Source organism: Pseudaquabacterium terrae, from assembly GCF_013266755.1.
Lineage (GTDB): Bacteria > Pseudomonadota > Gammaproteobacteria > Burkholderiales > Burkholderiaceae_C > Pseudaquabacterium > Pseudaquabacterium terrae.
The window spans coordinates 95,686-120,279 of sequence record NZ_JABRWJ010000013.1 but is presented as its reverse complement, the minus strand read 5'-3'; the positions used below and the strand labels follow the sequence as shown (position 1 = coordinate 120,279).

Genomic DNA, 24,594 nt, shown 5'->3' with positions numbered 1-24,594 from the left:
GCACAGACGCCCTCGCCTTTCCCTACTGCCGTCGACCTTCGCCTCGAGTTCGATCGGCACGTGCACTCAGCGCAGGTCCCTGAGCAGCCGGCGCAACACCTTGCCCGCGCCCGTGGCGGGAAGCTGCTCGACGAAGCGCACCTCGCGCGGCACCTTGCAGGCCGACATGTTGTCGCGCGCCCACGCCATGAGCGAATCCGCGTCGAGCTCGCGCCCGGGCTTGCGCACGATGAAGGCCCGGACCACCTCGCCCTTGGTGGCGTCCGGCACACCGATCACGGCCGCCTGCGCCACGGCAGGATGCTTGACGAGGATGCCTTCCACCTCCTCCGGGAAGACCGGATAGCCCGACACCTTGATCATCTCCTTGATCCGTCCGGTGAAGGTGAGATAACCGTCCGCGTCGAGGGACCCCATGTCGCCGGTGTGCACCCAACCGTTGCGCAGCGTTCTCGCCGTGCCCTCGGGATTGTTCCAGTAACCCTTGAAGACGCCGGGACTGCGAAGCACGATCTCGCCCTGCTGGCCCGTGGGAACGGGTGATCCGGTGTCGGGATCGAGAATGCGCCCGATTCGAACGACTGACAGTTCGGCGCATGCGCGCGCCACTGCATGGCGAGCGACTCGGTGAAGCTGATGCCGAAGCTGGTGACCGAGCTGATCCGCAGGCTGGACAGATCGTGGTCTTTCGCGCCCGGCACCTGCATGCAGGCCACGTTCATCGGGGCGATGCCGTACCAGTTGGTGATGCGATGCCGCTCGATCGCCTGCAAGGTGGCCACGGGATCGAAACGGTAGAAGAGCACGCTGGTCGCACCCTTCAACACCGGTACGTTCACGCCCGCCACCATGCCCGCGATGTGGTACAGCGGCGCGACGGCGAGCAGCACGTCGCTCGCCTGCACGCCTGCGCAATCGGCCGCCGCCGCGCTCTTGAAGAGGGCGTTGCCGTAGGTGAGCATCGCGCCCTTGGGCAGCCCCGTGGTGCCCGAGGTGTAGGTCATCAGCGCGACGTCGTCCATGTCCACCGTCACGGGCGGTGCCGCAGCGCCGGACCGGGTGACTGGGAACCCACGGCCGCCTGCTTCACGGTGCTCGACGGGCTCGACGACGCACTGCCGGCCCACGAGAAGGTGGCGCGTGCGCTCGAGGGCTTGATCCGGATCACCGACCCAGGAGCGGCGCTGATGTGGCGCCCTCTCTCAAAACGGCGGCAGCTCGGCACGCCCCGTGACCTGCCAGGGTGCGCTCCGGCGCCATGGCGCCATGGCGCCGGAGCGCCGGGCATAGACCTGCACCACCTCGGCCGCCTCACGCGAGCCTTCGTTCTTCAACAGCACCGACAGCCGCGCGCCTTGCCCGGCGGTCAGGTGGCTGCGCGCCAGCTTGGCTTGGGCATAGGCAAAGTGCATCTAGGGAAAGCCGCAGTTCGGGAACTGTTGTTACTGACTTAAATTCGTGCTCTGCACTAATCAAATATCGACCCACGGAGACCCGCATGCGCAAACGCTTCCAATTCGCCCTCGGGGCCGCCTTGCTGGCAGCTTCCCAACTCGCAGCCGCCGGCATCGCCAAGGTGGGCGTCTCCAACCTGGCCCTGTCGGTGAACGGCGGCGAGGGATGGTATTGGCTGCCGCACGACCAGAACTGGCTGCAGCCCACGTCGTCGACGGCAGCAGCGCTCGAGAACCCGTCCTTGGCCGACAGCGCGAGCGGCTGGCACGGCGCCCCCTACGACGCCACGGTGATCGACGCGAGCTCGTTCGCGAAGGCCAACATCGGTGCGGCCACCGGCGGCAACCTGCTCGACGGCGTGGCGGCGAGCGCCGAAACAGCGGCCGATGCAGGCCACACCGGCTGGGCCTTCGCGCAGGTCTTCGACGGCTACATCATGGTCGGCGGCAACGCCACGATCACGCTGTCCACGACGCTGACGGAGCTCTTCGCCGATGGCGACATCGCGCAGGCCAATGCCTACATCGAACTGTGCAGCACCGACTTCACCACCGACATCTGCGAGCCGCTCAACTATGCGGAGGCCTTCGTCGACGCGACGAGCGGCCCCTACGCCGGCCCGATGACGCTCTCGGCCAGCTGGACCAATCCCGGCGCGACGGGCTGGGCCCGCATGCGCATCGGCCTGGCGGCCTCGGCCGAGACCGATGCTCCGAACACGGTGCCCGAACCCGGCAGCTTCGCCATGCTGCTGACCGGACTGGGCATGGTCGGCCTGATGCGTCGCCACCGGGGCCGCTGACCGCGCCTGACCTCTCATGGACGCGTCCCGGTCGACGGTACCCGGCCGCGTCAGCGTCGAGGCGAACTACGCTGCCGCCAGCGACCGCCGGATGCGTGCCATCGCCGGCTTGTCGATGGGGGGCGGCCAGGCGCTGAATGTCGGCCTCGCCCACCTCGACCGCTTCGCCTGGGTGGGCGGCTTCTCGCCGGCGCCCAACACGCGCACAGCGGCGCAGTTGCTGCCCGATGCGGACGCCGTGCGGCGCCATCTGGCGCTGCTGTACCTCTCTTGCGGTCGACAGGACGGCCTGATCCGCGTGCCGCAGGCCCTGCACCGCCAGCTTCAGCAGCGCGGCATCCCGCACGTGTGGACCGTCCACGAGCACGGCCCCGTGCGCGAGAGCTGGGCCGACAACCTGTACCACTTCTCGCAGCGCCTGTTCCATTGACCCGGCTCCTGCCGAGCAGGACCCCAGGCCGTGCGGGTCAGGGCTTGGGTTTGGCAAACACGCGCACCTCGCTCAGCATGGCCGGCCGATCGGGCGTGACGGCGGGAAAGCGGATGCGCAGGAAAGCCGCGGTGTTCGGCGGCTCGAAGAGCGCGATCTCGTGGCTCTTGCGTCCGCCCTTGGCCTCGGCCACCGGGCGCCAGCGGGTGGCGTCCTGACTGATCTCGACGACGAAGTCGGGCCCGCGATCGTCCGGCATCACCAGCGACAACCAGTGCAGCGCGTAGACGTTCTCGAGGTGCGCCACCCAGTGCGCACTGCCATCGGTCGCGCTGGCACGCCACCAGGTCTGCGTCTGGCCGTCGTTGGCCAACGGCGCCTCGTGCCCGGGTTCCGAGCCGCTGGTGGCGGTGGGGCGGCTGGTGGTGACGTTGATCGGATCGTCGGCAAGCGCCTTGCGGTGGATCGGCGGGTAGACGACCACCGGCTGGTCCGGCGCCAGCGGCGACTCGCCCGGCACGAAGCGGTCCGGCCCCGTGGTGGTGATCGCGAGGCGGGCCGGCGCGAGCCCTGGGGAACTGGCCTCGATGAGGGTCTCGCCCGCGAAGTAGGAGCGAAAACTGATCGCCGCCTGGCCATCGCGGATGGCGATCACCGACTGGTTGCTGAAGTGGATGCTGCGGCCGGTGGGGAACTTGCCCGGGCCGCTGACGATGCTGAGCGTCACGTCGGGCGCGTTGCTCAGCGCCCTGCCCGCCTCGTCCTGCACGGTGACGACCAGTTGCGCATCGTCCAGCCCCTGGGTGCCGTGGATCACCGGCTGGCTGGCGGCCAGGTGCAGCTTCGCCGGCTTGCCGGCCACCGGCCACGCCGGCGGCGGCACGCCGCGATAGTGCTCGCGGTACCAGTGGTACTGCCGCTTGGGCAGGCGGAAATAATCGATGAAGCCCATGGAGCCGAACTCGACCGAGGCAATCGAGCCATGGTCGAAGGCGCACCACAGCGCCTCCCCCGCGCGCCAGGGGTAGCGCCACGCGTACGGCTTCGTGCTGCCCTTCTGGTCCGGGGTGTCGGGCATCAGCCCGAAGCCGGGCTCGTAGGCGCCGGGCCGGTCGACCATCGTCGAGCCATACTCCGACACCACCGAGGGAACGCCCGGGTTCAGGAACAGCGTGGCGCCGTCGCCGTTGTAGCCGGCGATGTCGCCCAGCTTGTCGATCTCGCCGCGCTGCGCGCCGCCGATGGCCACCGGCCGCGTCGGGTCCAGCTGGCGCATGAAGGCCACCTGGCGCTTCAGGAACTCGCGCATCGGGCCCATGGCATCGCCCAGCGTGAAGAACGGCTCGTTGCTGGCGCTCCAGACGACGATCGACGGATGATTGCGGTGGATGCGGATCATCTCCTGCGCCTGCCGCAGCACGCTGGCTTCGAATTCGGGCCGGTCCGCCGGGTCGGGCGGATAGGCGCTGGACAGCCAGCTGCCATCGGCGCCGAAGCCGCCGATGCCCCAGAACGGCGCCTCGGACCAGAACAGCAGGCCGAGCTCGTCGGTGGCCTTCGAGAACGCCGGCGAGTGCGGGTAGTGCGAGCCGCGGATGAAGTTGAAGCCGGCGTCCTTGACCATCTGCACGTCGCGCCGCGCCGCGCCATCGGTCACGCCGTCGCCCCAGCCGGCCTGGTCCTGGTGCACGTTGGCACCGACCATGTACAGGTGCCTGCCGTTGAGGAAGAAGCCCTTGTCGGCGGTGAACTGGAGGCTGCGGATGCCGAACGGCGTCTCGAAGCGATCGACGGGCTTGCCCGCGACGGAAAGACGGCTGACCAGCTTGTACAGCGTGGGCTGCTCGGGCGACCACAGCCGCGGCCGGGCGATCTGCGGCAGCGTCTGGTCAACGGTGGCCATGCCGGCAGCCGGCACCTTGCGCGTGCTGCGCAGCGTCGCGATTCGCCGGCCGGCGGCGTCCAGCACCTCGGAGACCAGCGTGACCCTGACCTCGGCCGCGCGGTGATTGCGCACCTCCGTCTGCACGCGCACCGAGGCCCGCTCGTCGGACACCTGCGGTGTCGTCACGAAGGTGCCGTACCAGGCCACGTGCACGGGGTCGGTGACCACCAGGCGCACGTTGCGGTAGATGCCGCCGGAGAACACGTGCTCGCCCGCGCGCGGGGCCACGCGCGCATTCCACAGGTTGTTCACGTGCACGGCCAGCAGGTTGCGGCCGGCCTTGACGTGCGGCGTGATGTCGATGCTGAAGCCGGTGTAGCCGCCGACATGGCGCCCCGCCTTCCGCCCGTTGACCCAGATCACCGCGTCCTGGAACACGCCGTCGAACTCCAGCGTGATGCGCTTGCCGATCGCGGCAGCCGGCACGTGCAAGGCCTTGCGGTACCAGCCGTGGCCGACATAGAAGCCGGTGCCCAGGAAGTACGGCTGCGAGAACGAATGCGGCAGGTCGACGCGGCGCCAGCCGGCGCTGTCGTGGTCGATCGCCTGCGCGCCCGGCGGATCACCGAGCGTGAAGGTCCAGTCGCGGTTGATCGGCTCGCTGGTGCGATTGCTCGCACCCGCGAGGCCCGTGAGCAGGCCGGCGCACACGGCCAGCAGCAGGCGCAGGACCGGTCTCATCGTCGAGGAGGTGGGGGGTCGGCCTTCAGCCGAGCGCGATGCGCAAGGCACTGACATGGCGGCTCGGCAGACGCTCGGGCACGTCGACCTCCAGTGCCTGGCCGCTCTGGCGGAACCGCAGCGGCCCGGCCCCCAGCAGCTCGACCCGGCGCACGGGACGCGCATCATGGGCGTTAGCTTGGCGCAGCGAGGCGATCCTCACGGCCCCCTTGGGCTCGCCCAGGGTCAGCGCGTACAGCACATCGCCCCGGGTGGTGAAGCGGATGTCCTGCGGCGTATAGGCCGTGTTCTCCTGGAAGGCGCCGCTGGCGGCCTCGGTCGGACCTTCGCCGTGGGTCTTCCACGGCCGCGTGCCGTGGATCGCCTCGGCGTTGACCTTCATCCACGCGGCCATCTCCGTCATCAGCAGGTCCGACTCGGGCGTCAGCGTCCCGTCGGCCCGCTGGACCACGTTGAGCAGCATGTTGCCGTTCTTGCTGACGATGTCGCACAGCATCGTCAGTACCTGCGCCGGCGTCTTGTAGTGATCGTGCTCGGAGTGGAACCAGTCGCCGTTGGAGGTGTCGGTCTGCCACGGCAGCGGGTTGATGCCTTCGAGCACGCCGCGTTCAACGTCCTGCGCACCGACCTCGCGGATGAATTCCCCGGAGCCGAGCGCCTTGTGGTTGTAGACCGCCTGCATCTCGCCGTGGCGGCGCACCGAGGTGTTGTACAGGTGGGCCACCACGGAGCGCCCCACCGCGCCGAACGGGATGCCGCCGTCGGAGTACAGCAGGTCCGGCTGGTGGCTGTCGATCAGGTCGACCATGCGGCGGTACCAGATCTCGTGGAACTTCGGGTTCGTCGTGTACCAGTCGCCGCCGCGGTTCAGGTACGGGGTGTCGTGCGGCGCGTGGTACAGGTCGACGTTCTCCGGCTTGGCGCCGTCGTAGGCCACGCCCAGCTTGGGCCAGAACTGGTCGCACTGGTGGCTGGTCCACCACCAGTTGTGGCTGGCGCCCAGGTGCTCCGAGACGCCGAAGCGAAGCCCGCGCTTGCGCGCGGCGCGCCCCCAGTCGCCGACCACGTCGCGCATCGGTCCGACCTTGGTGGCGTTCCAGCGGTGGTGCCTGGAGTTCCACAGGTCGAAGTTGTCGTGGTGCACGCCCATCGAGACGAAGTACTTGGCGCCCGCCGCGACGTAGCGGTCCATCAGCGCCTCGGGCTCGAAGCGCTCGGCCTTCCACCGCTTGATGATGTCCTTGTAGCCGACCTCCGAGGGGTGGCCATAGGTCTTCACGTGGTGCTCGTAGTGCGGGTGGCCGGGCACGTACATGAAGCGGGCGTACCAGTCGCCGCGGCTGGGCACCGCTTGCGGCCCCCAGTGCGACCAGATGCCGAGCTTGGCATCGCGGTACCACGCCGGGATCGCAGGCTGGCGCAGCGACTCGGCAGCGGGGGTGAACGGACCGGACGCCAGCGGCGGCGGCGTGTACGGGCCGGGTGCCACGGGCGCGCAGCCTTGCGCCTGCGCGACGCGCGCGGCGCCCAGGCCGGCGGCGGCCAGCAGCGGCGTGCTCAGGAAGGTGCGCTTGCTCAGGCCGGTCATGGGCTTCCCGCTCACTTGGCGTTGTCGACGAGCACTTTGAGCATGTCCGGCAGCTTGTGCGCACCGGTGACGCGGTCGATCATCTCGCCGGTGTCCCACCACATCGGCACCAGGCCGCGCTGCGACATCGAGCGCGTGACGTACTCCGCCCAGGCCTTGCGGTACGGCGCCATGCCCGGGTAGTTCGGCTTCAGGTAGGCCCCGTATTCGCCCACGATCACCGGCACGCCCTGGTCGACGAAGCGGGCCTTCATCTTGTCGAACTGCGCATCGACCCAGGGCTCGTCGGCCCAGGTCTCGGTGGGGTTGGTGGCCGTGGCGCCCCATTGCCACATCTGGCCGTCGCCGTTGATGGTGAAGTTGTACGGGTCGTAGTAGTGCACTTCGAAGAACAGCCGGTTGGCGATCGTGTCGGTGGGCAGCACCGCGCGGTCGAACGAGGTGTCGATATTCGTGAAGTAGCCCTGCACGACGAGATGGCGGCGGGCGTTGTTGCCGCCGGTGGCGCGCACGGCGTTCACGAAGACCTGGTGGTAGCCGTTCTGCACATCGGTCCACTCCTGCTGCGGCGGCACGCCCCAGGGCGCGTTCTGCTTGCCCACCTCGTTGAGGCTGGCGAACAGCAGGTAGTCGTCGTGGTGCTTGAAGTGCTCGGCGATCTGCGTCCACAGCTTGGCGAAGCGGGCGTTGTTCGCCGGCTGCTGGTCGTAGGTGACGTTGTCGAGCCAGCCGCCCTCGTGGTGCAGGTTGATCATCACGTACAGGCCGGCGTTGCGCGCGTACTTGACGACCTCGGCCACGCGCGCCATCCACTGCGGCTGGATGTTGTCGTTGGCATCGACGTGCGTGGTCCAGGTGACCGGGATGCGCACGCTCTTGAAGCCGGCGGCCTTCACGCCGTTCAGCAGCGCCTGGTTGATCAGCGGGTTGCCCCAGGAGGTTTCGTTCGGCGTCGCGTCCAGCGAGTTGCCGACGTTCCAGCCCGGCGACATCAGCCTGGACAGCTGCAGGCTCGTGATGTCGCGCATCACGCCGGCGACGGCGACGTTGAAGGTCAGCGCCGTCTTCGCGCCGCAGCTGTTGGTGTAGACGACGTTGGACTTGCAAGCGGCCGCCGGTGTGATCGTCTGCAGGCGCGCCGTGCCCGCGGTGCCGCAGCCGCTCCACGACCACGAACCGCCCGAGGCGGGCTGCGGGCCGAGCACGGCGCTTGCGCCGGCGGGAACCACCGGTGCATCGGTCTGCATCCACGTTCCGCCGACCTGCGCGAGCGGCGTGACCGCCGTGGGCAGGCAGGCCGTGCCGCGCGTGGCGGTGGCGGCACCGGAGTTGTAGCTGCCGGCGCTGGTGGCGAACCGCACCCAGTACCAGTACGGCGTGCCGGTGGCCGCGGTGGGGTCGGTGAAGCTGGTGGCCGTGGCCGGCAGCACGGCGATGCGGCTGCGGCCGACCGGGTTCGGATCGGTGTCGCGGTAGACCTCCAGCGACTTGATCGTGCCGCTCGCGGTCCAGCCGAGCTGGATGTTGTCGGCCAGGCCGTTGGCGATCAGGCAGACGCTGGCACCGCCGCCGCTGCCGCAGCTTTGCGCCTGCACCGCGGGCGCGGCAAGGGTGGCGGCGCCCAGGATCAGGCCCGCAAGCAAGGTTCTCATGGTCGACCTTTCGTGGTTGAGGACGCCCGGCACGGTTGTCTCCTCCGGAAGCGGGCGTGGTGGCGAGGGGATGTCAGCGCGCGGCCGGCACGCTGACGACGACGATGGACTTGGGCGGCAGGTCCAGTGCCAGGCCCTGGGCACCGGCGCGGGCGCTGTAGGGCGCCGGCACGACGGCCTGCGGGCGGGCCACTGTGTTGTGCGCATCGATGGCCGCGGCGGTCAGCACGCGCCCTTGCGCCGTGCCTTTGAGGTTGGTGGCCACGCGCGCAGGGCGCTGCGGATCCAGGTTCACCAGCGCCAGCAGCGTGCTGCCGTCCGCGGCGCGGGCGACGCTCGCCTCCACCGAGGGCAGCTCCACGTCGCCGGTGCGGAAGGGCGGCGCCTGCAGCGTGGCCTTCAGCGGCGTGGCGCCCTTGAACGGCTGGTACAGGTCGAAGGCGTGGTAGGTGGGGGTCAGCACCATGCGCGGGCCTTCGGTCAGCACCAGCGCCTGCAGCACGTTCACCATCTGCGCGATGTTGGCCATCTTCACCCGCGCGGTGTGGCGGTGGAAGACGTTGAACGACAGCGCGGCCACCATCGCGTCGCGCAGCGAGTTCTGCTGCCACAGCGCGCTGGCGCCGGCCGGCGTGTCGTACCAGGTGCCCCATTCGTCGACGTAGAGCGCCACGCGCTTCTTGTCGTCGCGCTTGTCCATCACGCGCGAGACGGCGGCGATGCGCCCTTCGATGCCGAGCGCCGACTTCAGCGTCTTGGCCCACTGCTGCGCATCGAAGCCGGTGGCGTCGCCCTTCTTCGACCAGTCGCCGGGCATCGTGTAGTAGTGCAGCGTCAGCGCGTCCAGATGCGGGCCGGAGCGCTCCATCAGCACGTCGATCAGCGGGTCGTTGCCCTGGCCGTCGCCGGACGCCACGCGCACCACGTCGCGCAGGAAAGTGGCGTACTGGTTGTGCAGGTCGGCCTGGTATTCGCCGCGCATGTTGCCGCCGCAGCCCCAGCTCTCGTTGCCGACGCCCACGTACTTCACCTTCCACGGCTTGTCGCGGCCGTTGCGGCGGCGCTCCTCGGCCAGCGTGGTCTTGCCGCCTTCGGTCATGTACTCCAGCCAATGGCTCATCGCCCGCGGCGGCATCGAGCCCATGTTGGCGGCGATGTAGACCTCCGAGCCGATCTGCTCGGCCAGGTCCATGAACTCGTGCGTGCCGACGCGGTTGTCCTCCACCCCGCCCCACCAGCGGTTCGGACGCACCGGGCGCTTGGCGGGCTCGCCGATGCCGTCGCGCCAGTCGTAGTCGTCGGCGAAGCAGCCGCCCGGCCAGCGCATCACCGGCACGCCGACCTGGCGCAGCGCGCCGACCACGTCGTTGCGCCAGCCACGGGTGTTGGGGATGGACGATTCGGGGCCGACCCACAGGCCTTCGTAGACGCCACGCCCGGCGTGCTCGACGAAGTGGCCGTAGACACCGGGCTCGATGCGCGGGCCGGCCGGTTCGGCGTCGACGGTCAGGCGCGCCTGCACGGGATCGGCGGCGTTGACCGCCGAAGAGATCGTCATGGCCATGACGGCCGCGAGCGCCAGTTTCTTGCCTGCATCGAGGCACGGGTGGGACATCGATCGTTCCTTGAACACATTTGAATGAGGGCTGCCGCACCGCCCCGGACGGGAGACGATCGCGCTGCGGCGACAGGACACACCCGCGTCCGGCGAGCTGCTCCATGTTAGTTCGGTCGTCGAAGCAATGAACTTCGGGCAAACACCGAAGCGCGAAGGCGGCGTGCGCGCACGCACCCGCGCGCCGGGCCTCAGGTGCCGAGGCCGCGGTAGCTGAAGCGGGTGAGGCGCACGTCGCCCTGCCCGGCCGCGATCAGCGCGATGCGCAGGCTCAGGAAGCCGCCGAAGACGTTCTGATGGAAGCCGGAAACCTCCATCTGCCACGGGTGCTGGACCCAAGGACCGTCGCCGGCGGCGTGGTGGAAGGTGACGATGTGCTCGCGGTTGGTGACCTTCAGCCGGTGCCGCTGTCCGTTCACCGGCTGCCGCATCCAGCTCTGCTCCTGGCCGTACTGCCAGGTGCGCAGCTGCCCTTCGCCGATGCCGAGGCCGACGAAGCCGCGCGCGTCGTAGAAGAGCGCGAGGCCGCCCACCGCCTGGCCGCTCACTTCGAAGTCCAGCTCCGCCTCGTAGCTGCGCTCGCCCACCAGGCAGGTCAGCGGCGAGCAGTCGGCCGGGCCGCTGCCCTTGCCGCGCAGCGTGAGGCCGTCGGCGCCGTGGCGAGCGCGCGCGAGCTCGTCCGGCGCAGCGTCGAAAAAGCTCCACTGCAGGCCGATGCGGCTGCCGCGGAAGTCGTCCGACAGCGCCAGGCCCGCGGGTCCGGCCTGGCCGCCCCGCGGCTTGCGCAAGGGGCGGTCGAGCGTGCCGCCCTTGGCACGCAGCCAGCCGTCGGCCGTCCACTCGATGGGCTCCAGCAGCGTCTGCCGGCCCAGCGTCCGAAAGCCGTTCTCGTAGCCGTGGTAGACCATCCACCAGTCGCCGGCCGGGCCTTCGACGACGCTGGCATGGCCGCGCGACCACCACGGCTCGTCGGCGCTTCGCGTGCGCACGATCGGGTTGAAGGGGCAGTCCTGCCACGGCCCGTGGATCGATCGCGCGCGCGCCACGGTGACCATGTGGCTGGTCGGCGGCCCGCTGGTGCCGCCGACCGCGGAGATCATGTAGAACCAGTCGCCGCGGCGCAGCAGCTTCGGCCCCTCCGGCGCGAACATCTCGACCACCCAGTCCTGCGGGTACTGCCACGGCGTGTGCGCAGGCTCGAGCCGGCCCACGGTGGACAGGCCGTCGTCGGCGAGGCCGATGCGGCGGAAGCCGTTGACGAACAGGTAGCGCCTGCCGTCCTCGCCGACGATGTGGCCGGGGTCGATGCAGCCATCCAGGCCCAGGTCGATCGGCTCGCTCCAGGGGCCGCGGATGTGATCCGCGTGCACGACGAAGGTCGCGATGCGGTTCGGCTGCAGCACCGGGATGTACAGGAAGTAGCGGCCGCCATGCTTGACCAGGTCCATCGCCCAGACGGTGCCGATCGGCTTCAGCAGTGCGGCAGTGATCGGCGTCCAGTTCACCAGGTCGCGCGAGTGCCAGATCACGGCACCCGGCGTCGACTGGAACGACGAGAAGGTCATGTAGTAGTCGGCGCCGTCCTTCAGGATCGTCGGGTCCGGGTGGTCGCCCGGCACGATCGGGTTGAGGTAGGTGCCGTCGCCAAGGTCGGCCTGGCGCTGGCCTTCGACACCGCGGCCGAAGCGGGGCGCGGCGGCGCGGGCCGCGGCCGACGGCGCGGCGGCCGTGGCCGGGACCACCGCTGCGCCGGTCGCTCCGGCGAGCACGGCTTTCATCGCTCGGCGCCGGGCGCTGGAAGGGAGCGTTGGACGGTCCGTCATGCCGGCGCCTTGAAGTCAGCGGCCGCGACGCGGGCGCGGCCGCGTCCATCGAGCGTCAGCTTCAGAAGCTGGCCTCGGTAGCGCAGCGCGACCGCGGCCCGCGCAGGCCCGCGCAGGCGCAACCGGTCGAGCTGCCCGCCCAGCCAATCGACGTCCAGTTCCAGCCCGCCGTGCGCCCGCACCCCGTGCAGCCGGCCCTGGGGCCAGGCGCGCGGCAGCGCGGCGAGCAGGTGCACCTCGCCGCCCCAGGACTGCACGATCATCTCCAGGATGCCGGCCGCGCCGCCGAAGTTGCCGTCGATCTGGAACGGTGGGTGGGCGTCGAACATGTTCGGGTAGGTGCGCTGCGGCCCCAGCAGGCCCTGCAGGATCTTGTAGGCGCGCTCGCCGTCGCCCAGCCGCGCCCACAGCGCCAGCCGCCACGCGGTGGCCCAGCCGGTGCTCTCGTCGCCGCGGGCGTTCAGCGTCACGCGCGCCGCCTGCACCAGTCCCGGCGTGTCGCGCACGTTGACCTGGCCGCTCGGATAGACCGCGTACAGGTGCGAGACATGGCGGTGCTGTTGATCGGCCGCGATCGCGTCCCAGTCTTCGAGCCACTCCTGCAACTGGCCCTGCGCACCGATGCGGTCGGCCGGCAGGCGCGCGCGCGCCCTGCGCAGGGCCTCGGCGAACGTGGGGTCGGCATCGCCCAGCGTGGACTGCGCCTCGAGCGTCGCGTCGAACAGGTCGCGCAGGATCTGGCTGTCCATCGCCGGGCCGGCGCACAGCGCGACCTGGGGGTGATGCTCGTTCTCGGGCGAGATCGACGGCGACGTGACGAGGCCGCGGCCCTTTGGGTCCTCGACCAGCGTGTCCAGGAAGAACAGTGAGGCGCCCTTCAGCAGCGGCGCCAGCCGGCGCAACAGCGCGGGGCTGGGCTGGTAGCGGTAGTACTCCCACAGCGTCGTGCACAGCCATGCGCCGCCGGTGGGCCACATGCCCCACAGCGGGCCGTCCAGCGGCGCGGTGGCGCGCCACAGGTCGGTGTTGTGGTGCGTGACCCAGCCGCGCGCGCCGTAGCTGTTGCGCGCGGTGCGCGCGCCGGTGACCGCGAGGTCCTCCACCATCTTCAGCAGCGGCTCGACGCACTCGCCGAGATTCGCCGGCCCGGCAGGCCAGTAGTTCATCTCGGTGTTGATGTTGATCGTGTACTTGCCTTCCCAGGGCGGGTGCAGGACCTCGTTCCACACACCCTGCAGGTTGGCGGGCTGGCTGCCGGGCCGCGAGCACGACAAGAGCAGATAACGCGCATATTGCACGTACAGCGCGGCCAGCGCCGCATCGGGCGCGCGCGGCACGCCGGCGATGCGGGCGTGCGTGGGCTTCGCATCGGCCTCGTGGCCGCCGAGGTCGATGTGCAGGCGGCGGAACAGCGCGCGGTGGCTGCGGACGTGGTCGGCGCGCAGCTTGTCGTACGGCTTGCGCGCCGCCGCGGCGGTGCGCTGGCGCACCGCGGCCACGGGGTCGCCGCTCACATCCTGGTAGTTGACGTAGCTGGTATCGCCCGCGATCAGCAGCGTCAGCCGGCGCGCGCCGCGCACGCGCAGCCGGTCGCCGCCGGCCTCGATGCGGCCGTCGCCCACCGCCTGCACGCGCAGCGCGTAGCGCAGCTGGCCGGGAATGCCGAAGGCCGCGACATTGCGACCTTCGATCAGCAGCGCGTCGCTGCCGTCGGCGCGGATCGACAGTGAGCCGGGACGCTTCTCGGCGTTGAGCGACTCGCGGTGGTTCCAGGGCGCACCGACGTAGACGACGCCGTGTGCGTCGTGCTTCGTGTCGCCGAAGCCGCCGTAGGGCTGGTAGTCGGCGTGGCGATAGCCGAGGTCGAGGTCGATGGTGCCTTCGCCTGCGAGTTCGAGGCGGATCACAGCCACCTGATCGGGCACGCTGCAGAAGGCCTCGCGCTGGTGGCGGCCGCCGCCGTCGATGAAGCTCGTGACGGCGACGGCGCTGTCGAGGTCGAGGCTGCGGCGGTAGCGCGCCGCGCCGCTGACGCCGGGGAAGTCGAGCATCAGGTCGCCGGCGCTGCTGAAGGGCATCTGCTTCAGCGGCTTGCCCATCAGCGACGCCGACACCAGCTCGTTGGCTTCCTTCCAGCGTGCCTGCTCGATCAGCTGTCGGACCTTGGGCAGCGCTTCGCGAAAGGCGGGGTTGTCCTGCACATACGGGCCGCCGCCGTAGAGCGTGTCGATGTTGAGCTGGAGCCGCTCCTGTGCCGGGCGGCCGAAGACCATTGCGCCCAGGCGGGCGTTGCCCACCGGCAGCGCCTCGATCCAGGGGCCGGCGGGCTGGTCGTACCAGAGGCTCAGCGCATCATCGGCGACCCTGGCTGCGCCGCTGCTCGCCCAGGCCGGCAGCGCCGACAGCAGCGTGGAGCCGAGCGCGGCGCTCGCGACGAAGCCGCGGCGCGTGGTGTCGAAGGGGTTCATCGCGAAGTGTCGTTGTTCAGCGGTCGCCGACCGTCACGCCGCGGCACTTCGCAGGCGTCGGCGCCGCCGATCGGTCCGGCCGCTCATACCGTGCCGCGACGCGCTTCGAGCTGCAGCCGGATCTCGTGCACGCGCGCCTCGTCGAGCTTGAAGCGCGAGACGAGGACCAGCGCGATCAACAGGCCGACCACCGGCACGCCGGACATCAGCAGCCGCATCACCAGGATGACGTTCTCGTCCTGCGGCCCCTGGATCTGGGAATCGAAGCCAGTGAACTGCAGGATCCAGCCCGAGGCACCGCTGCCGAGCGCCATGCCGGCGCGCGAGATCCATGACTGGCAGGCCGAGAACGAGCCCTCGCGGCGCTGCTCCGTCTGCAGTTCGTCGTGGTCGACGACGTCGGCGAGCATCGAGCCGTAGATGGTCCAGAAGCCGGCGCCGGTGAAGGCCACGCAGCCAGAGGCCAGGAGCTGCAGCACCGGATAGTCCGGGTTGTAGAAGAACCAGTCGCCGATGAAGGCGGCGATGGCGCCGGACAGCACCGCCATCATGCCGACCCGCTTGCCGAAGCGCTTGGCAATGGCGCCGAAGAAGAAGATGCCGGCAAAGCCGAACGCCATGCCCGACAGGCCCATCGCGGAGTTCCAGCGCCCGCCCAGCGCCAGGTCACCCTTGCAGACGTAGTAGACGGTCAGGTAGAAACCGAGCGTGCCGACCATCGCGGTGGCCATGCCGTAGGCCATCATCGCCGACAGCAGGGTGCGGAAGGGCTTGTTGCGCAGTGTGCGGTACAGCGTGTCGCGGAACGGCACCTTGGCGGTCTGCGTGACCACCACTTTCTCGTAGTAGCGCTCCCGCACCAGCAGGAACATCGCGATCGACACCGCCACCATGATCGCACCGAGGATCGCTGTGTAGACCTGGGCGCCCTGCAGGACGTCCGGCTTGCCGTTGGAGCCGTTGAAGATCGACAGCGTCGCGAACTGCACGGCCACGAACAGCCCCAGCTCGGGCAGCTTCTGGATCGCGTTCTTGACCTGGAAGACGACGGTGCGTTCGTGGTAGTCGGGCGTCATTTCCGCGCCGAGGCTGACCCAGGGCATGTTGAAGCAGCTCATCACCGGCGCGTAGATCAACAGCGACACCAGCATGAAGATGAAGTACTGCGTCTGGGTCCAGTCGCGGCCGACGGCGAACAGCAGCGGCAGCCCGATCCCGGCGAGCACGCCGCCCACGAGCATGAACGGCCGCCGCCGTCCCCAGCGCGTGCGCGTGTTGTCCGACAGCCAACCGAACGCGGCGTCGGACGCCGCGTCCATCAGCGTCTTGAGCATCATCGCCGTCGAGATGAGCCCAGGCGCGACGCCGAGGAAGATGTTGAAGACCGAATAGGCGAACGACGAGTAGAGCCAGTGCCCCCACATGTCGAGGAAGGAGCCCAGGCCGTAGCCGGCCTTCTGGCTCATGGGGACCCGGTCGGTGCGGGTGGTGGCGGGCATCAGCATCGGGGCGGTCTCAGGCAATCAGCAGGGAATGGGCGCGCGGCGCGGCAAGCGTGGCGCCGTGAACGAGTTCGGTGGGCAGGACGATGTTCTTCGTGCGGCGCGGCGTCGCTTCACGCGACCGGGCGTCGATGCGCTCGACCAGCACCTCGACCGCGCGGCGCCCCAGGTCGCGCAGCGGCTGGCGCACCGTGGCCAGCCGGGCCGCGCGCGCGAGCACGCTGTCGTCGAATCCCGTCACGGACAGATCGGCCGGCACGCGCAGGCCGCGGGCCAACAAGGCATCGATGCAGCCCAGCGCCGCGGCATCGCTGACGGCGAAGACCACCTCCGGCAGTTCGTCGCCGCGGTGCCGCCGCAACCAGGCTTCCAGGGCGCGGCGGGCGTCCTCGGCACCGAAGCCGGCGCGCAGCACGTGGTCCGGCGGCGGCAGGAAGCCCGCGGCCGCATGCGCGCGCCGGTAGCCGTGCACGCGCCGCTCGGCCCCGAGGGCGCCCTCGGGACCCGCCACGTGCAGGATGCGCCGATGGCCGCGCTGGATCAGGCGGCTGACCATCTCGAAGGCACCGGCCTCTTCGTCGGACTCGAGGTTGACCACGCCGGCGATCGCGTCGTTCGCGTGCACCGAGACCATCGGCGTGTGCTCGGGCAGCCAGTCGGCGGCGTCGGACGGCAACAGCGGCGCCAGCATCACCAGCCCATCGATGCGACCGTCGCAGAAAGCGGGAATGCGCTCGCGCGCGTCGTCCCAGCTGCCGAGCGTGAAGACCGTGGTGGTCTGCCCGGCCTCGGCGGCGCCGCGGACGATGCCGTTGAAGACTTCGAGAAAATACTGGTTCGGCTCGTCGCCGACCAGCGTGGCGGCCACGCCCAGCGTGTTCATGCGCCGGTGCGCCAGCCCGCGCGCGGTGGCGTTGGGCCGGTAGCGCAGCTGCTCGGCGGCGGCCAGCACGCGCGCCCGTGTGTCGTCGGAGATGCGGGTGGAGGTCTTCGCCGAGTTGAGCACGGCCGACGCGGCCATCGCCGAGACGCCGGCCTCGCGGCCCACGTCCGCCAGCGTGGCGGCGCGGGACTTGCGGGGCTTCAGGACGGTGGCCACGTCTTTCGCAGCCTAGACGATGCAGCGCGTGCGGATCACGTCGGCGTAGTAGCGCGCGGACAGCTTGGGCGTGCGCACCTGCGTCTCGAAGTCGCAGTGCACGATGCCGAAGCGGCGCTCGTAGCCGTCCTCCCACTCGAAGTTGTCGATGAAGGACCACAGGAAGTAGCCGTCCACCGGCACGCCGTCGGCGATCGCGCGGTGCATCTCGCGCAGGTGGCCGCGCAGGTAATCGCGCCGATGCAGGTCGATGACCTCGCCGCCCTGCACCGGCTCGTGGTTGTAGCCGCAGCCGTTCTCGGTGATGTAGATCGAGCGGTGGCCGTAGAGCGCGTGGCACATGCGCGGCGCCCAGTACATCGCCTGCGGCACGAGGTTCAGCCACGGGCTGTCGGCGCGCGGGTAGTTGGCCGGCAGGGCCAGCGCCTCGTACCGCGCGCCGTCGCGGCCGGCGCGCACGTAGGTCGCGGTGTAGACGTTCAGGCCGAGGAAGTCGGTGGGCAGGCTGATGAGGTCGAAGTCGCCGGCCTGCACCTTCGGGGCGGCATCGCCCACACGCTCCAGGTAGGCCTTCGAGTAGCCGCCGCCGTGGATCGCGCCGAGGATGTGGGCGTTCTTGTCCTCGAACCAGGCCTCGGCGGCGGCGATGTCGGCCGCTGTCTCGGTCACCGGCACGCTGACGTCGCAGTTGTCCGTCAGGCCCACGCGCGCCTGCGGTCCACCGAACTCGCGCACCGCGCGCACCGCATGGCCGTGGGCGAGCAGCGCATGGTGGATGGTCTGGTTGACGATCGCATCGCTTTCGCGCCGGCCGGGCGCCTTGTTGCCGATGCCGTAGGCCAGCCACGTGAAGCAGCGGATCTCGTTGAGCGTGATCCAGTGCCGCACGTCGCCGGCGAACGCCTTGACGACAGTGTCTGCATAACGCGCAAAAGACTCGACAGTGGCCCGCGCGGTCCAGCCGCCGCGGTCTTCCAGCGCCTGCGGCAGGTCCCAGTGGAACAGCGTGACCCACGGCGTGATGCCATGGCGCGCCATGCTGGCGAAGACGCGGCGGTAGAAGTCGAGGCCGGCCTGGTTCACCGCGCCGTCGCCATCGGGGAAGATGCGCGGCCAGGCGATCGACAGCCGGTAGTGCCGGATGCCGAGCGAGGCCATCAGCGCGAAGTCTTCGTCGAAGCGGTGGTAGTGGTCGCAGGCGACGTCGAGCGTGTCGCCGCCGGCCACCTTGCCCGGCGTGCGGGCGAAGGTGTCCCAGATCGAGGGACCCTTGCCGTCCTTGAAAGCGGCACCCTCGATCTGCGCGGCCGCGGCGGCGGCACCGAAGACGAAGGTGGATGGGAACGGCGAGGCATAGGTCAAGGGGTTCATCAGGGTCGGTTCAGCAGCGGAGAAAGCACCGGGGCCATGGCGTGATGCCAAAGGGCGTAGCCATGCGGAGACAGGTGCAGCAGATCGGGCATCACCGCGCGCGACAGCGTGCCGTCGGGCTGGGTGAAGACCGTGTTGAGGTTGGCGAAGTGCACATGGCGGCCGTCGGCAAAGCGGCCGATGAGCTCGTTCACCCGGTCATTGATGCGGCGCAGATGGCCACTGGGCTGTTCCTCGCGCGGGAACACCGCCAGCAACAGCACCTGGGACTGGGGCAGGCGTTGCCGGATCTCGTCGAGCAGGCGTCGGATGCCGGCGGCCGTGGTTTCCGGGTTCTCGGCGCGGTGGCCGGTGTTGTTGGTGCCGATCATCAGCACCACCGTCTTCGGCGCCAGGCCGTCGAGCGCGCCGTTCTGCAAGCGCCACAGCACGTTCTCGGTGCGATCGCCGCCGAAGCCGAGGTTCAGGGCGTGGTAGCGGGCGAAATGAGCGGCCCAGACCTCGCGCCCTTCGTTCTCCCAGCCCTGGGTGATGGAGTCGCCGATGAAGACCAGCTGCGGCGGCTGGCCGGCGCCGATGCGCTCACGCGCTTCCTGCCGCTTCTGCTCGTGGCGGGGCCGCCACCAGTCCAGCGACCACGACTCGGCCAGCATCGCGGGCGTGACCGATTCGGTGCGGTAGTCGGCGCAATTCAGCGTCGCCGGCGCGGCGGCGCGGGTGAGCCGCAGGTTGGCCACGCTGACGCGGCCGCGGCCGCCGCCTTCGAGCGCGAAAGGCAGGCTCACGCGCGAGAAGTCGCCGCCTTCGCGCTGGAAGCAACTCAGCGGCAGCGACACTCGCTGCCAGCCCTTGCCGGCGATCGCGCGCGCCGGCTCCAGCAACGACACGCTGCGCTCGCAGCTCTCGCCGCAGGCTACCTTCACGCGCAGCCCGCCCTGGGCCAGTTCGTCGACGTGCAGGTCCATCGTCAGCGCGCCGCCGGCGTAGGGTCGCAGGTCCAGCGGTGTACGGCTTTCCAGGCGCAGGGTCGACATCCAGACGTCCTTCCACTCCAGCGACAAGGCCGTGCGAGCGCCCTCGGGGCCGAGCGCGCTGCCGCCGACATAGGCCTGGGCTGCGCCTGCGCCCGTGGGTTGCGGCACCACGGCACTGACGCCGGCCAGCTCGGGCCGCGTCTCCCAGTGGCCGACACCGCCGCCGGCCAGCTCGACGCGATGCTCCCAGTGGCCGACGACGGTGCGCCAGGCGTTCGCCGGGGCCGGCAGCAGGACAAGGTCGGTGGCGGGCTGCGCGGTGGCGGCGCCGGCCCAGGCGATGAACGAAGCGCTCACCAGCGCGCTCGTGCGTGTCATGGCCATGGCTCAGTAGCGTCCCATCTTCACCTTCAGGACCACGGGGTTCCCGGTGAAGTTCAGGCCCCAGTCCACCTGGTCGCCGTTCCAGCGCCGCTCCATCACCCAGCGGCCGCGCTCGTCGAACCGGCCCTGCTCGGCGCTGACGAGCTGCGCCCGGCCGCTGCCTTCGGCATCGTCCAGCCGCACGCGGGCGAACTGCCCGACGAGCACGAACTCGTCGTCGGCGATCTGCGCGATCGCGACGCCGCCGTTCGGCTGCTTCGCATGCGGAGGCTGCTCCTTGGCATTGCCCGGCCACTCGCGCTCGCCGAACATCCACTGGTCGAAGCTCACCTGCGCCTTCCAGCCCTTCATCGCGACGGTCTGGTCACGCAGGTCGTCGCCCTTGGCGACGCCGTAGGTGCGGCCCTCGAAGGCCCAGCGGGCCCATTGCCGCTGCATCGGCGCGAACGCGGCGTAGATGCGCGCGAAGGGTTCGACCATCGCCTTGTCGCTGCTCTTCGCGCCGAGCGGGAAGTTGGCGTAGTCGAAGTAGTCGATGCCGAAAGGCGCGACACCGATCGCGCCGCGGCCGAGGATCTGGTAGACGTAACGCGCGTAAGGCGCGGCATTGCCAAGCTCGGGCACGAACAGCGCGTTGTCCGGACGCTGGAACTGGCCCAGGTGCGCGCTGACCTTCGCCGACTCGGGGTGGTAGATGTCCGGGCCGACGATGTCGATGCTGGGGGCGGCGGCCTTGTAGATGTCGATGACATCGTAGGTCGGCCCGCCGCTGGCGAAGTTGCTCTTCCACGGCGCGATCGGCTCCAGCGGGTCGCGCAGCGCATTGTTCACGACCATCGGCAGGTCGTACACCGCGCGGCCCGCGCGGGCGATCTGCTCGATGTAGCTGGCGATGGCCCAGGCATGGAAGTACTCGTCGGCGTAATCACCATAGACGACGCGCCACGCGCCCGACGCGGCGCCCGGCACCGGCGGCTTTTTGCGCGCCAGCACGGCCGCGGGAACCTCGCGCTCGAAGGCGGCCTGCGCCTTCGGGCCGAAGTCGCGCACCAGGCCGAAGGTGCCGACCTCGTTCTGCACCTGCACCATGATCACCGTGCGCTGCTGCTCGTCGATCTTCTTCAGGTGCGACATGAAGGCCACGAAGGCCTTCTTGTCGGCAGCCAGCGTGTGTTCGCCGAAGGGCGACAGGCAGTAGCTGTTCTTGCCCTGCTGGTCGACCATGCGCGGAAAGCGCCGGTTGTCCAGCTTCACCCACGCCGGGGTGTACTGCGGGCTGGTGTTCTTCCAGGTGCCGAACCACAGCAGCACAAGGCGAACCTTGTTCTGCCGCGCCTCGCGCACCAGCGTGTCGACGAAGCTGAAGTCGAAGCGGCCCTCGACCGGCTCGACCTGCTCCCACGAGATCGGCACTTCCAAGGTGTTGGCTTGGATGTCCTTCACCGCCGGCCAGACCTTGTCCAGCGCCTGGGGGTAGTTGCTCGAGTTGTGGACCTGGGCGCCCAGTATCAGGAAGGGCGCGCCGTCCACCATCAGGGCATGGCGGCCGTCGCGCTGCACCAGGTGCGGCGCGACGCCGGCGGAACCGCCCGCCGGCGTCGCGCCGGCGGGTGGCCCCGCCAGCGTGGTCGCGGTGGCTACCGCCAGGCCGATCACGGCATGGAAGAACGCGCCCATCAGAACGTGTAGCTGGCTTGCAGCGTGTAGCGACGGCCGGTGTAGTGCACCGCACGCGTCATCATGCCGATGTTCTGCTGCATCAGCTGCCGGTTGATGCGGTTCGTGAGGTTCGAGCCTTCCAGGCTGAAACTCAGCTGGTCGTTGAACCGGTAGGTCACGCCGCCGTCGAGCTGGCCGTAGTCGTCATTCCAGGTCGGCAGCGCCCAAGCCACCGCGGCGCCGCTGTCGTCGCGCCCGTCGGTGCCGTTCGTGCCGTTGACGTTGACGCCCTGCAGGTACTTCGACCGCCAGCTGTAGGCCAGCCGTGCCGACAGCGAGCCCTGGTCGTACAGCACCGCCAGGTTGTAGTTGTGGCGCGAGAGGTTCTGCAGCGGCAGGTTGCCGAAGCTGCGGCCATCGGTGTCGCAACCGTTGATGTTGCGATTCAGGCTCTCGATGCCTTCGGTGGCGGTGCCGCTGCAGGTCGGGCTGTAGACCGAGTTGTAGGGCTTGGTCTGGCTGTCGATGTAGGTGTAGTTCGCCTGCACGCCGATGCCCGCGAGCCAGCCCGGCAGCATGTCGAAGTAGCGCTGGAAGGCGACTTCGATGCCGCGCGCATGGCCCTTGGCACCGTTGACCGGCGACGTGACGGTGAAGTCGTGCAGCGTGCCGGATGCATCGGCCAGCTGCGCCGTGGTCGTCTGGTTGACGATCACGTCCTTCAGGTCCTTGTTGAACAGCGCCACCGTCAACGAGCCGTTCTTGCTGAAGTACCACTCGCCGGTCAGGTCGAGCTGGGTCGACCTCACCGGCTTGAGCGCCGGGTTGCCGTTGGCCCTGCCGGTGAAGGACAGCCGGTCGATCACCAGCACGTCGCCTTCGGAGTGCTTCTGCGCCGCCGACATCGTCATCGTCGAGTAGGCCTGCATGTCGGCGAAGTCCGGGCGGGCGATCGCCTTCGCGAGGCCGAGGCGGAACTGCAGCTCCGGCGACACCTTCATCTTCAGGTTCAGGCTGGGCAGCGTATCGGTGTAGGTCTGCGAGAAGGTGATCGGCGCGGCGAACGGCGACAGCGCCGGCACCGGCACGCCGCCGAGCACCTGGCCCGGCTGCGGGAACAGCCCGCCGTCGATGTTGAAGGTCAGGTAGCCGGCGGACGACATCTTCGTGCGCACCACGCGCACGCCGAGGTTGCCATCGACCGGGTACTTCAAGTCGTCGAAGCCGAAGCGCAGCTGCGCGTAGGCGGCCTGCGTGCGTTCCTCCTGGTCGTTGGTGCCGGCGGGATCGACGCCGAAGGTGCTGGGCGTCCAGAACGAGTTGCAGGCGTCGATGTTGCCGCCGTTCTTCTCGGCGCACATCTGCCGTGAGTAGGTGTGCAGCTTCGCGTAGCTGTCGGGGTAGCCCTGTGCCATCGCCACGGTCGGCATGTACAACCCGGGTACCGAGAACTTGCCGCCGAAGAAGTTGTTGAACTGGTGCAGGTAGGTGCCGTCGCTGAAGCGCGGGTCGCTCAGGCGCGCCAGGTTGTCCAGGTACCAACCGCGCATCCACGGCTGCGTGATCGCGGCCCAGTTGTAGGCGGCCTTGGCCGGGTTCATCGAGTTCAGCGTGGTCGCCTCGCGATCGGCCAGGCGAATGCCGAACTGCAGATCGTTCAGCACCGGATGGTCGAAGCTGTACTTCGCGTCGGTGCGCCACGACTTGGATTCGGCCTTGCTCCTGTCACGATGGTCCATCGTGAACGCCCAGAAGTATTTGGACGGATCGTTGAAGGCTGCGAGGTCGCTGCTGTCGAAGCGCAGGCGCGGGATCGAGCCGGAGAGGTCCAGGTTCTCCTTGGGCATCAGCAGGCCGGTGGCCACCGTCGAGTCGAAGGACTGGGTCTTCGAACGCACGAGCTGCAGGTCGGTGCTGACGGTCCAGCGGTCGTTGAGCTTCCAGCGCAGGTTCCAGCCCAGGTCCTGCGTGCTGGAGTCGCGGTCCTGGTAACGCGTGTCGGCGCCGAAGCTGATGCCGCCATCGCGCATCACCGCTTCGCGCAGGGTGCCTTGCTGCAGCGCGTTGTTGGCGTTGTAGACGCCGCCATCGACGGCGATGTTCCACGCATCGGACTGCGCGAAGATCGCGTTCTCGTCCCAGTGCATCTTGTACTTCGACTTGAAGTACGTCAGCGACGACTCGACGTTGTCGCGCTTCCACTGCAGCGCGCCGTACAGGCCATCACGCGTGCGCTCGAATTCCAGCGTGCGCCATTGCGCGCCCTTGGGCACCCAGTAGTTGCGCTCCAGCGGGCCGGCGCCGTCCGGATCGATCTTGAAGTACGGCTCGACCTGGTAGTAGTCGGTGCGGGTGTTGCTGACCGAATGCGCCAGGCTCAGCAGCGCGCCGAACTGGCCGAAGTCGGTGTTCCAGCGGTTCGAGACCAGGCCCGACCCTGACGGGCTCCACTTGCGCTGTGCTTCCGAGTAAGTGCCCTGCAGCGACATCGAGGCCTTGGCACCCGCGAAATCGAGCGGCATCGCCGTGCGCAGGTTCACCAGGCCACCGATGGCGCCTTCGATCTGCACGGCCGAGGGATTCTTGTAGATGTCGACGCCGGACATCAGCTCGGGCGGCACGTCCTCGAAGTTCAGCGCGCGGCCGCCATTGGCCGAGAAGGTGTCGCGGCCGTTCAGCTCCGAGCGTACGAAGCTCAGGCCACGGATGTTCACGCCGGAGCCTTCGACCGAGTAGTGCTCCGGATCCTTGCGGGCCATCGTGCGGTCGATCGTCACGCCGACGACGCGCTGCAGCACTTCGGTGACCGAGCGGTCCGGCAGCTTGCCGATCTCGTCGGCGACGATCGAATCGACGACCTCGTCAGCGTCCTGCTTGATCTTCTGAGACGACGCCAGCGCGGCGCGCCGGCCTTGCACGACGATGGTCGCCGGTGCTTCTTCCCTGGGTTTGGCGCCAGCCGGTGCCGAGGCCGCGGGCTGCGGTGCGGTGGGCGTCTGCGCCAGCGCGCCGTGCGCCCAGAAGAGAGCAACCTGGGCTGCGGCGATCGACAACGCCGTCCGTCGAACTTGTCTCATGTCGTAGTCTTTCTGAAGGTTTCGAACTCACCCCACCCCTGGGGCTACTGCTTCAATGGCCGCTGAGGG

General features: G+C 69.5%; 15 protein-coding genes and 1 pseudogene. 2 read left to right on the top strand and 14 right to left on the bottom strand.

Annotated elements, in window-relative coordinates; translation table 11 throughout:
- Window positions 1–66: 66 nt before the first annotated feature.
- Together HLB44_RS32450 and HLB44_RS32445 are read right to left on the bottom strand one after the other, a co-directional pair.
- Window positions 67–1,064 (bottom strand): annotated as a pseudogene (locus HLB44_RS32450) (class I adenylate-forming enzyme family protein); the annotation flags it as partial.
- A gap of 138 nt (window positions 1,065–1,202) precedes the next feature.
- Window positions 1,203–1,412 carry a hypothetical protein gene (locus tag HLB44_RS32445; RefSeq protein WP_173133452.1) on the bottom strand — a complete coding sequence of 70 codons (210 nt, stop codon included), beginning with the start codon at window positions 1,410–1,412 and terminating at the stop codon, window positions 1,203–1,205.
- An 86-nt stretch (window positions 1,413–1,498) separates the two neighbouring features.
- On the opposite strand from HLB44_RS32445, the gene HLB44_RS32440 reads away from it, so the two are divergent.
- Together HLB44_RS32440 and HLB44_RS32435 are read left to right on the top strand one after the other, a co-directional pair.
- Window positions 1,499–2,257 (top strand): PEP-CTERM sorting domain-containing protein, encoded by a 759-nt coding sequence (locus HLB44_RS32440; protein ID WP_173133449.1) that lies wholly within the window; start codon window positions 1,499–1,501, stop codon window positions 2,255–2,257.
- A 16-nt stretch (window positions 2,258–2,273) separates the two neighbouring features.
- Window positions 2,274–2,687 carry an alpha/beta hydrolase gene (locus HLB44_RS32435; protein ID WP_173133445.1) on the top strand — a complete coding sequence of 138 codons (414 nt, stop codon included), beginning with the start codon at window positions 2,274–2,276 and terminating at the stop codon, window positions 2,685–2,687.
- A 37-nt stretch (window positions 2,688–2,724) separates the two neighbouring features.
- Here the strand turns inward: HLB44_RS32435 and HLB44_RS32430 are convergent, their stop codons facing one another.
- From HLB44_RS32430 to HLB44_RS32375, 12 genes are all read right to left on the bottom strand, one after another.
- The gene (locus HLB44_RS32430) at window positions 2,725–5,313 is read right to left on the bottom strand and encodes a glycoside hydrolase family 2 protein (protein WP_173133442.1); all 2,589 of its coding nucleotides are present in this window, start codon (window positions 5,311–5,313) and stop codon (window positions 2,725–2,727) included.
- 25 nt (window positions 5,314–5,338) lie between these two features.
- Window positions 5,339–6,901: an alpha-L-fucosidase gene (locus tag HLB44_RS32425; protein WP_173133439.1), complete on the bottom strand. Its 1,563-nt coding sequence runs from the start codon at window positions 6,899–6,901 to the stop codon at window positions 5,339–5,341.
- An 11-nt stretch (window positions 6,902–6,912) separates the two neighbouring features.
- The gene (locus HLB44_RS32420) at window positions 6,913–8,553 is read right to left on the bottom strand and encodes a glycoside hydrolase family 5 protein (RefSeq protein ID WP_173133435.1); all 1,641 of its coding nucleotides are present in this window, start codon (window positions 8,551–8,553) and stop codon (window positions 6,913–6,915) included.
- A 73-nt stretch (window positions 8,554–8,626) separates the two neighbouring features.
- Entirely contained in the window at window positions 8,627–10,168 is a 1,542-nt protein-coding gene (locus HLB44_RS32415) for an alpha-N-arabinofuranosidase (RefSeq protein WP_173133432.1), read from the bottom strand.
- 191 nt (window positions 10,169–10,359) lie between these two features.
- Entirely contained in the window at window positions 10,360–11,946 is a 1,587-nt protein-coding gene (locus HLB44_RS32410) for a family 43 glycosylhydrolase (protein WP_246312595.1), read from the bottom strand.
- Window positions 11,947–11,987: 41 nt separating this feature from the next.
- On the bottom strand, window positions 11,988–14,459 hold the full coding sequence (locus HLB44_RS37630) for a glycoside hydrolase family 95 protein (protein WP_173133426.1): 2,472 nt from the start codon (window positions 14,457–14,459) through the stop codon (window positions 11,988–11,990).
- Window positions 14,460–14,542: 83 nt separating this feature from the next.
- Complete coding sequence (locus HLB44_RS32400; RefSeq protein WP_173133423.1) at window positions 14,543–15,925, bottom strand: MFS transporter; 1,383 nt, start codon at window positions 15,923–15,925, stop codon at window positions 14,543–14,545.
- A 49-nt stretch (window positions 15,926–15,974) separates the two neighbouring features.
- Window positions 15,975–17,060, bottom strand: coding sequence for a LacI family DNA-binding transcriptional regulator (locus HLB44_RS32395; protein WP_217283897.1), 1,086 nt, complete (start codon window positions 17,058–17,060; stop codon window positions 15,975–15,977).
- A 12-nt stretch (window positions 17,061–17,072) separates the two neighbouring features.
- Window positions 17,073–18,431 (bottom strand): GH1 family beta-glucosidase, encoded by a 1,359-nt coding sequence (locus tag HLB44_RS32390; protein WP_173133420.1) that lies wholly within the window; start codon window positions 18,429–18,431, stop codon window positions 17,073–17,075.
- Window positions 18,431–19,783, bottom strand: a complete 1,353-nt coding sequence (locus HLB44_RS32385) for a GDSL-type esterase/lipase family protein (RefSeq protein ID WP_173133417.1) — start codon at window positions 19,781–19,783, stop codon at window positions 18,431–18,433. Before HLB44_RS32385 ends, HLB44_RS32390 begins: the two co-directional genes overlap by 1 nt.
- A 9-nt stretch (window positions 19,784–19,792) precedes the next feature.
- A complete protein-coding gene (locus HLB44_RS32380) occupies window positions 19,793–21,466 on the bottom strand; it encodes a DUF5597 domain-containing protein (RefSeq protein ID WP_173133414.1) in 1,674 nt (557 codons plus the stop codon).
- Window positions 21,466–24,525 (bottom strand): TonB-dependent receptor, encoded by a 3,060-nt coding sequence (locus tag HLB44_RS32375; protein WP_173133411.1) that lies wholly within the window; start codon window positions 24,523–24,525, stop codon window positions 21,466–21,468. Before HLB44_RS32375 ends, HLB44_RS32380 begins: the two co-directional genes overlap by 1 nt.
- Window positions 24,526–24,594 lie beyond the last annotated feature (69 nt).

Excerpts from the sequence above, each read along its gene's own strand:
- HLB44_RS32445 (WP_173133452.1), bottom strand. The coding sequence starts at position 1,412 with ATGCACTTTGCCTATGCCCAAGCCAAGCTGGCGCGCAGCCACCTGACC.
- HLB44_RS32440 (WP_173133449.1), top strand. The coding sequence starts at position 1,499 with ATGCGCAAACGCTTCCAATTCGCCCTCGGGGCCGCCTTGCTGGCAGCT.
- HLB44_RS32435 (WP_173133445.1), top strand. The coding sequence starts at position 2,274 with ATGGACGCGTCCCGGTCGACGGTACCCGGCCGCGTCAGCGTCGAGGCG.
- HLB44_RS32430 (WP_173133442.1), bottom strand. The coding sequence starts at position 5,313 with ATGAGACCGGTCCTGCGCCTGCTGCTGGCCGTGTGCGCCGGCCTGCTC.
- HLB44_RS32425 (WP_173133439.1), bottom strand. The coding sequence starts at position 6,901 with ATGACCGGCCTGAGCAAGCGCACCTTCCTGAGCACGCCGCTGCTGGCC.
- HLB44_RS32420 (WP_173133435.1), bottom strand. The coding sequence starts at position 8,553 with ATGAGAACCTTGCTTGCGGGCCTGATCCTGGGCGCCGCCACCCTTGCC.
- HLB44_RS32415 (WP_173133432.1), bottom strand. The coding sequence starts at position 10,168 with ATGTCCCACCCGTGCCTCGATGCAGGCAAGAAACTGGCGCTCGCGGCC.
- HLB44_RS32410 (WP_246312595.1), bottom strand. The coding sequence starts at position 11,946 with ATGAAAGCCGTGCTCGCCGGAGCGACCGGCGCAGCGGTGGTCCCGGCC.
- HLB44_RS37630 (WP_173133426.1), bottom strand. The coding sequence starts at position 14,459 with ATGAACCCCTTCGACACCACGCGCCGCGGCTTCGTCGCGAGCGCCGCG.
- HLB44_RS32400 (WP_173133423.1), bottom strand. The coding sequence starts at position 15,925 with ATGAGCCAGAAGGCCGGCTACGGCCTGGGCTCCTTCCTCGACATGTGG.
- HLB44_RS32390 (WP_173133420.1), bottom strand. The coding sequence starts at position 18,431 with ATGAACCCCTTGACCTATGCCTCGCCGTTCCCATCCACCTTCGTCTTC.
- HLB44_RS32385 (WP_173133417.1), bottom strand. The coding sequence starts at position 19,783 with ATGACACGCACGAGCGCGCTGGTGAGCGCTTCGTTCATCGCCTGGGCC.
- HLB44_RS32380 (WP_173133414.1), bottom strand. The coding sequence starts at position 21,466 with ATGGGCGCGTTCTTCCATGCCGTGATCGGCCTGGCGGTAGCCACCGCG.
- HLB44_RS32375 (WP_173133411.1), bottom strand. The coding sequence starts at position 24,525 with ATGAGACAAGTTCGACGGACGGCGTTGTCGATCGCCGCAGCCCAGGTT.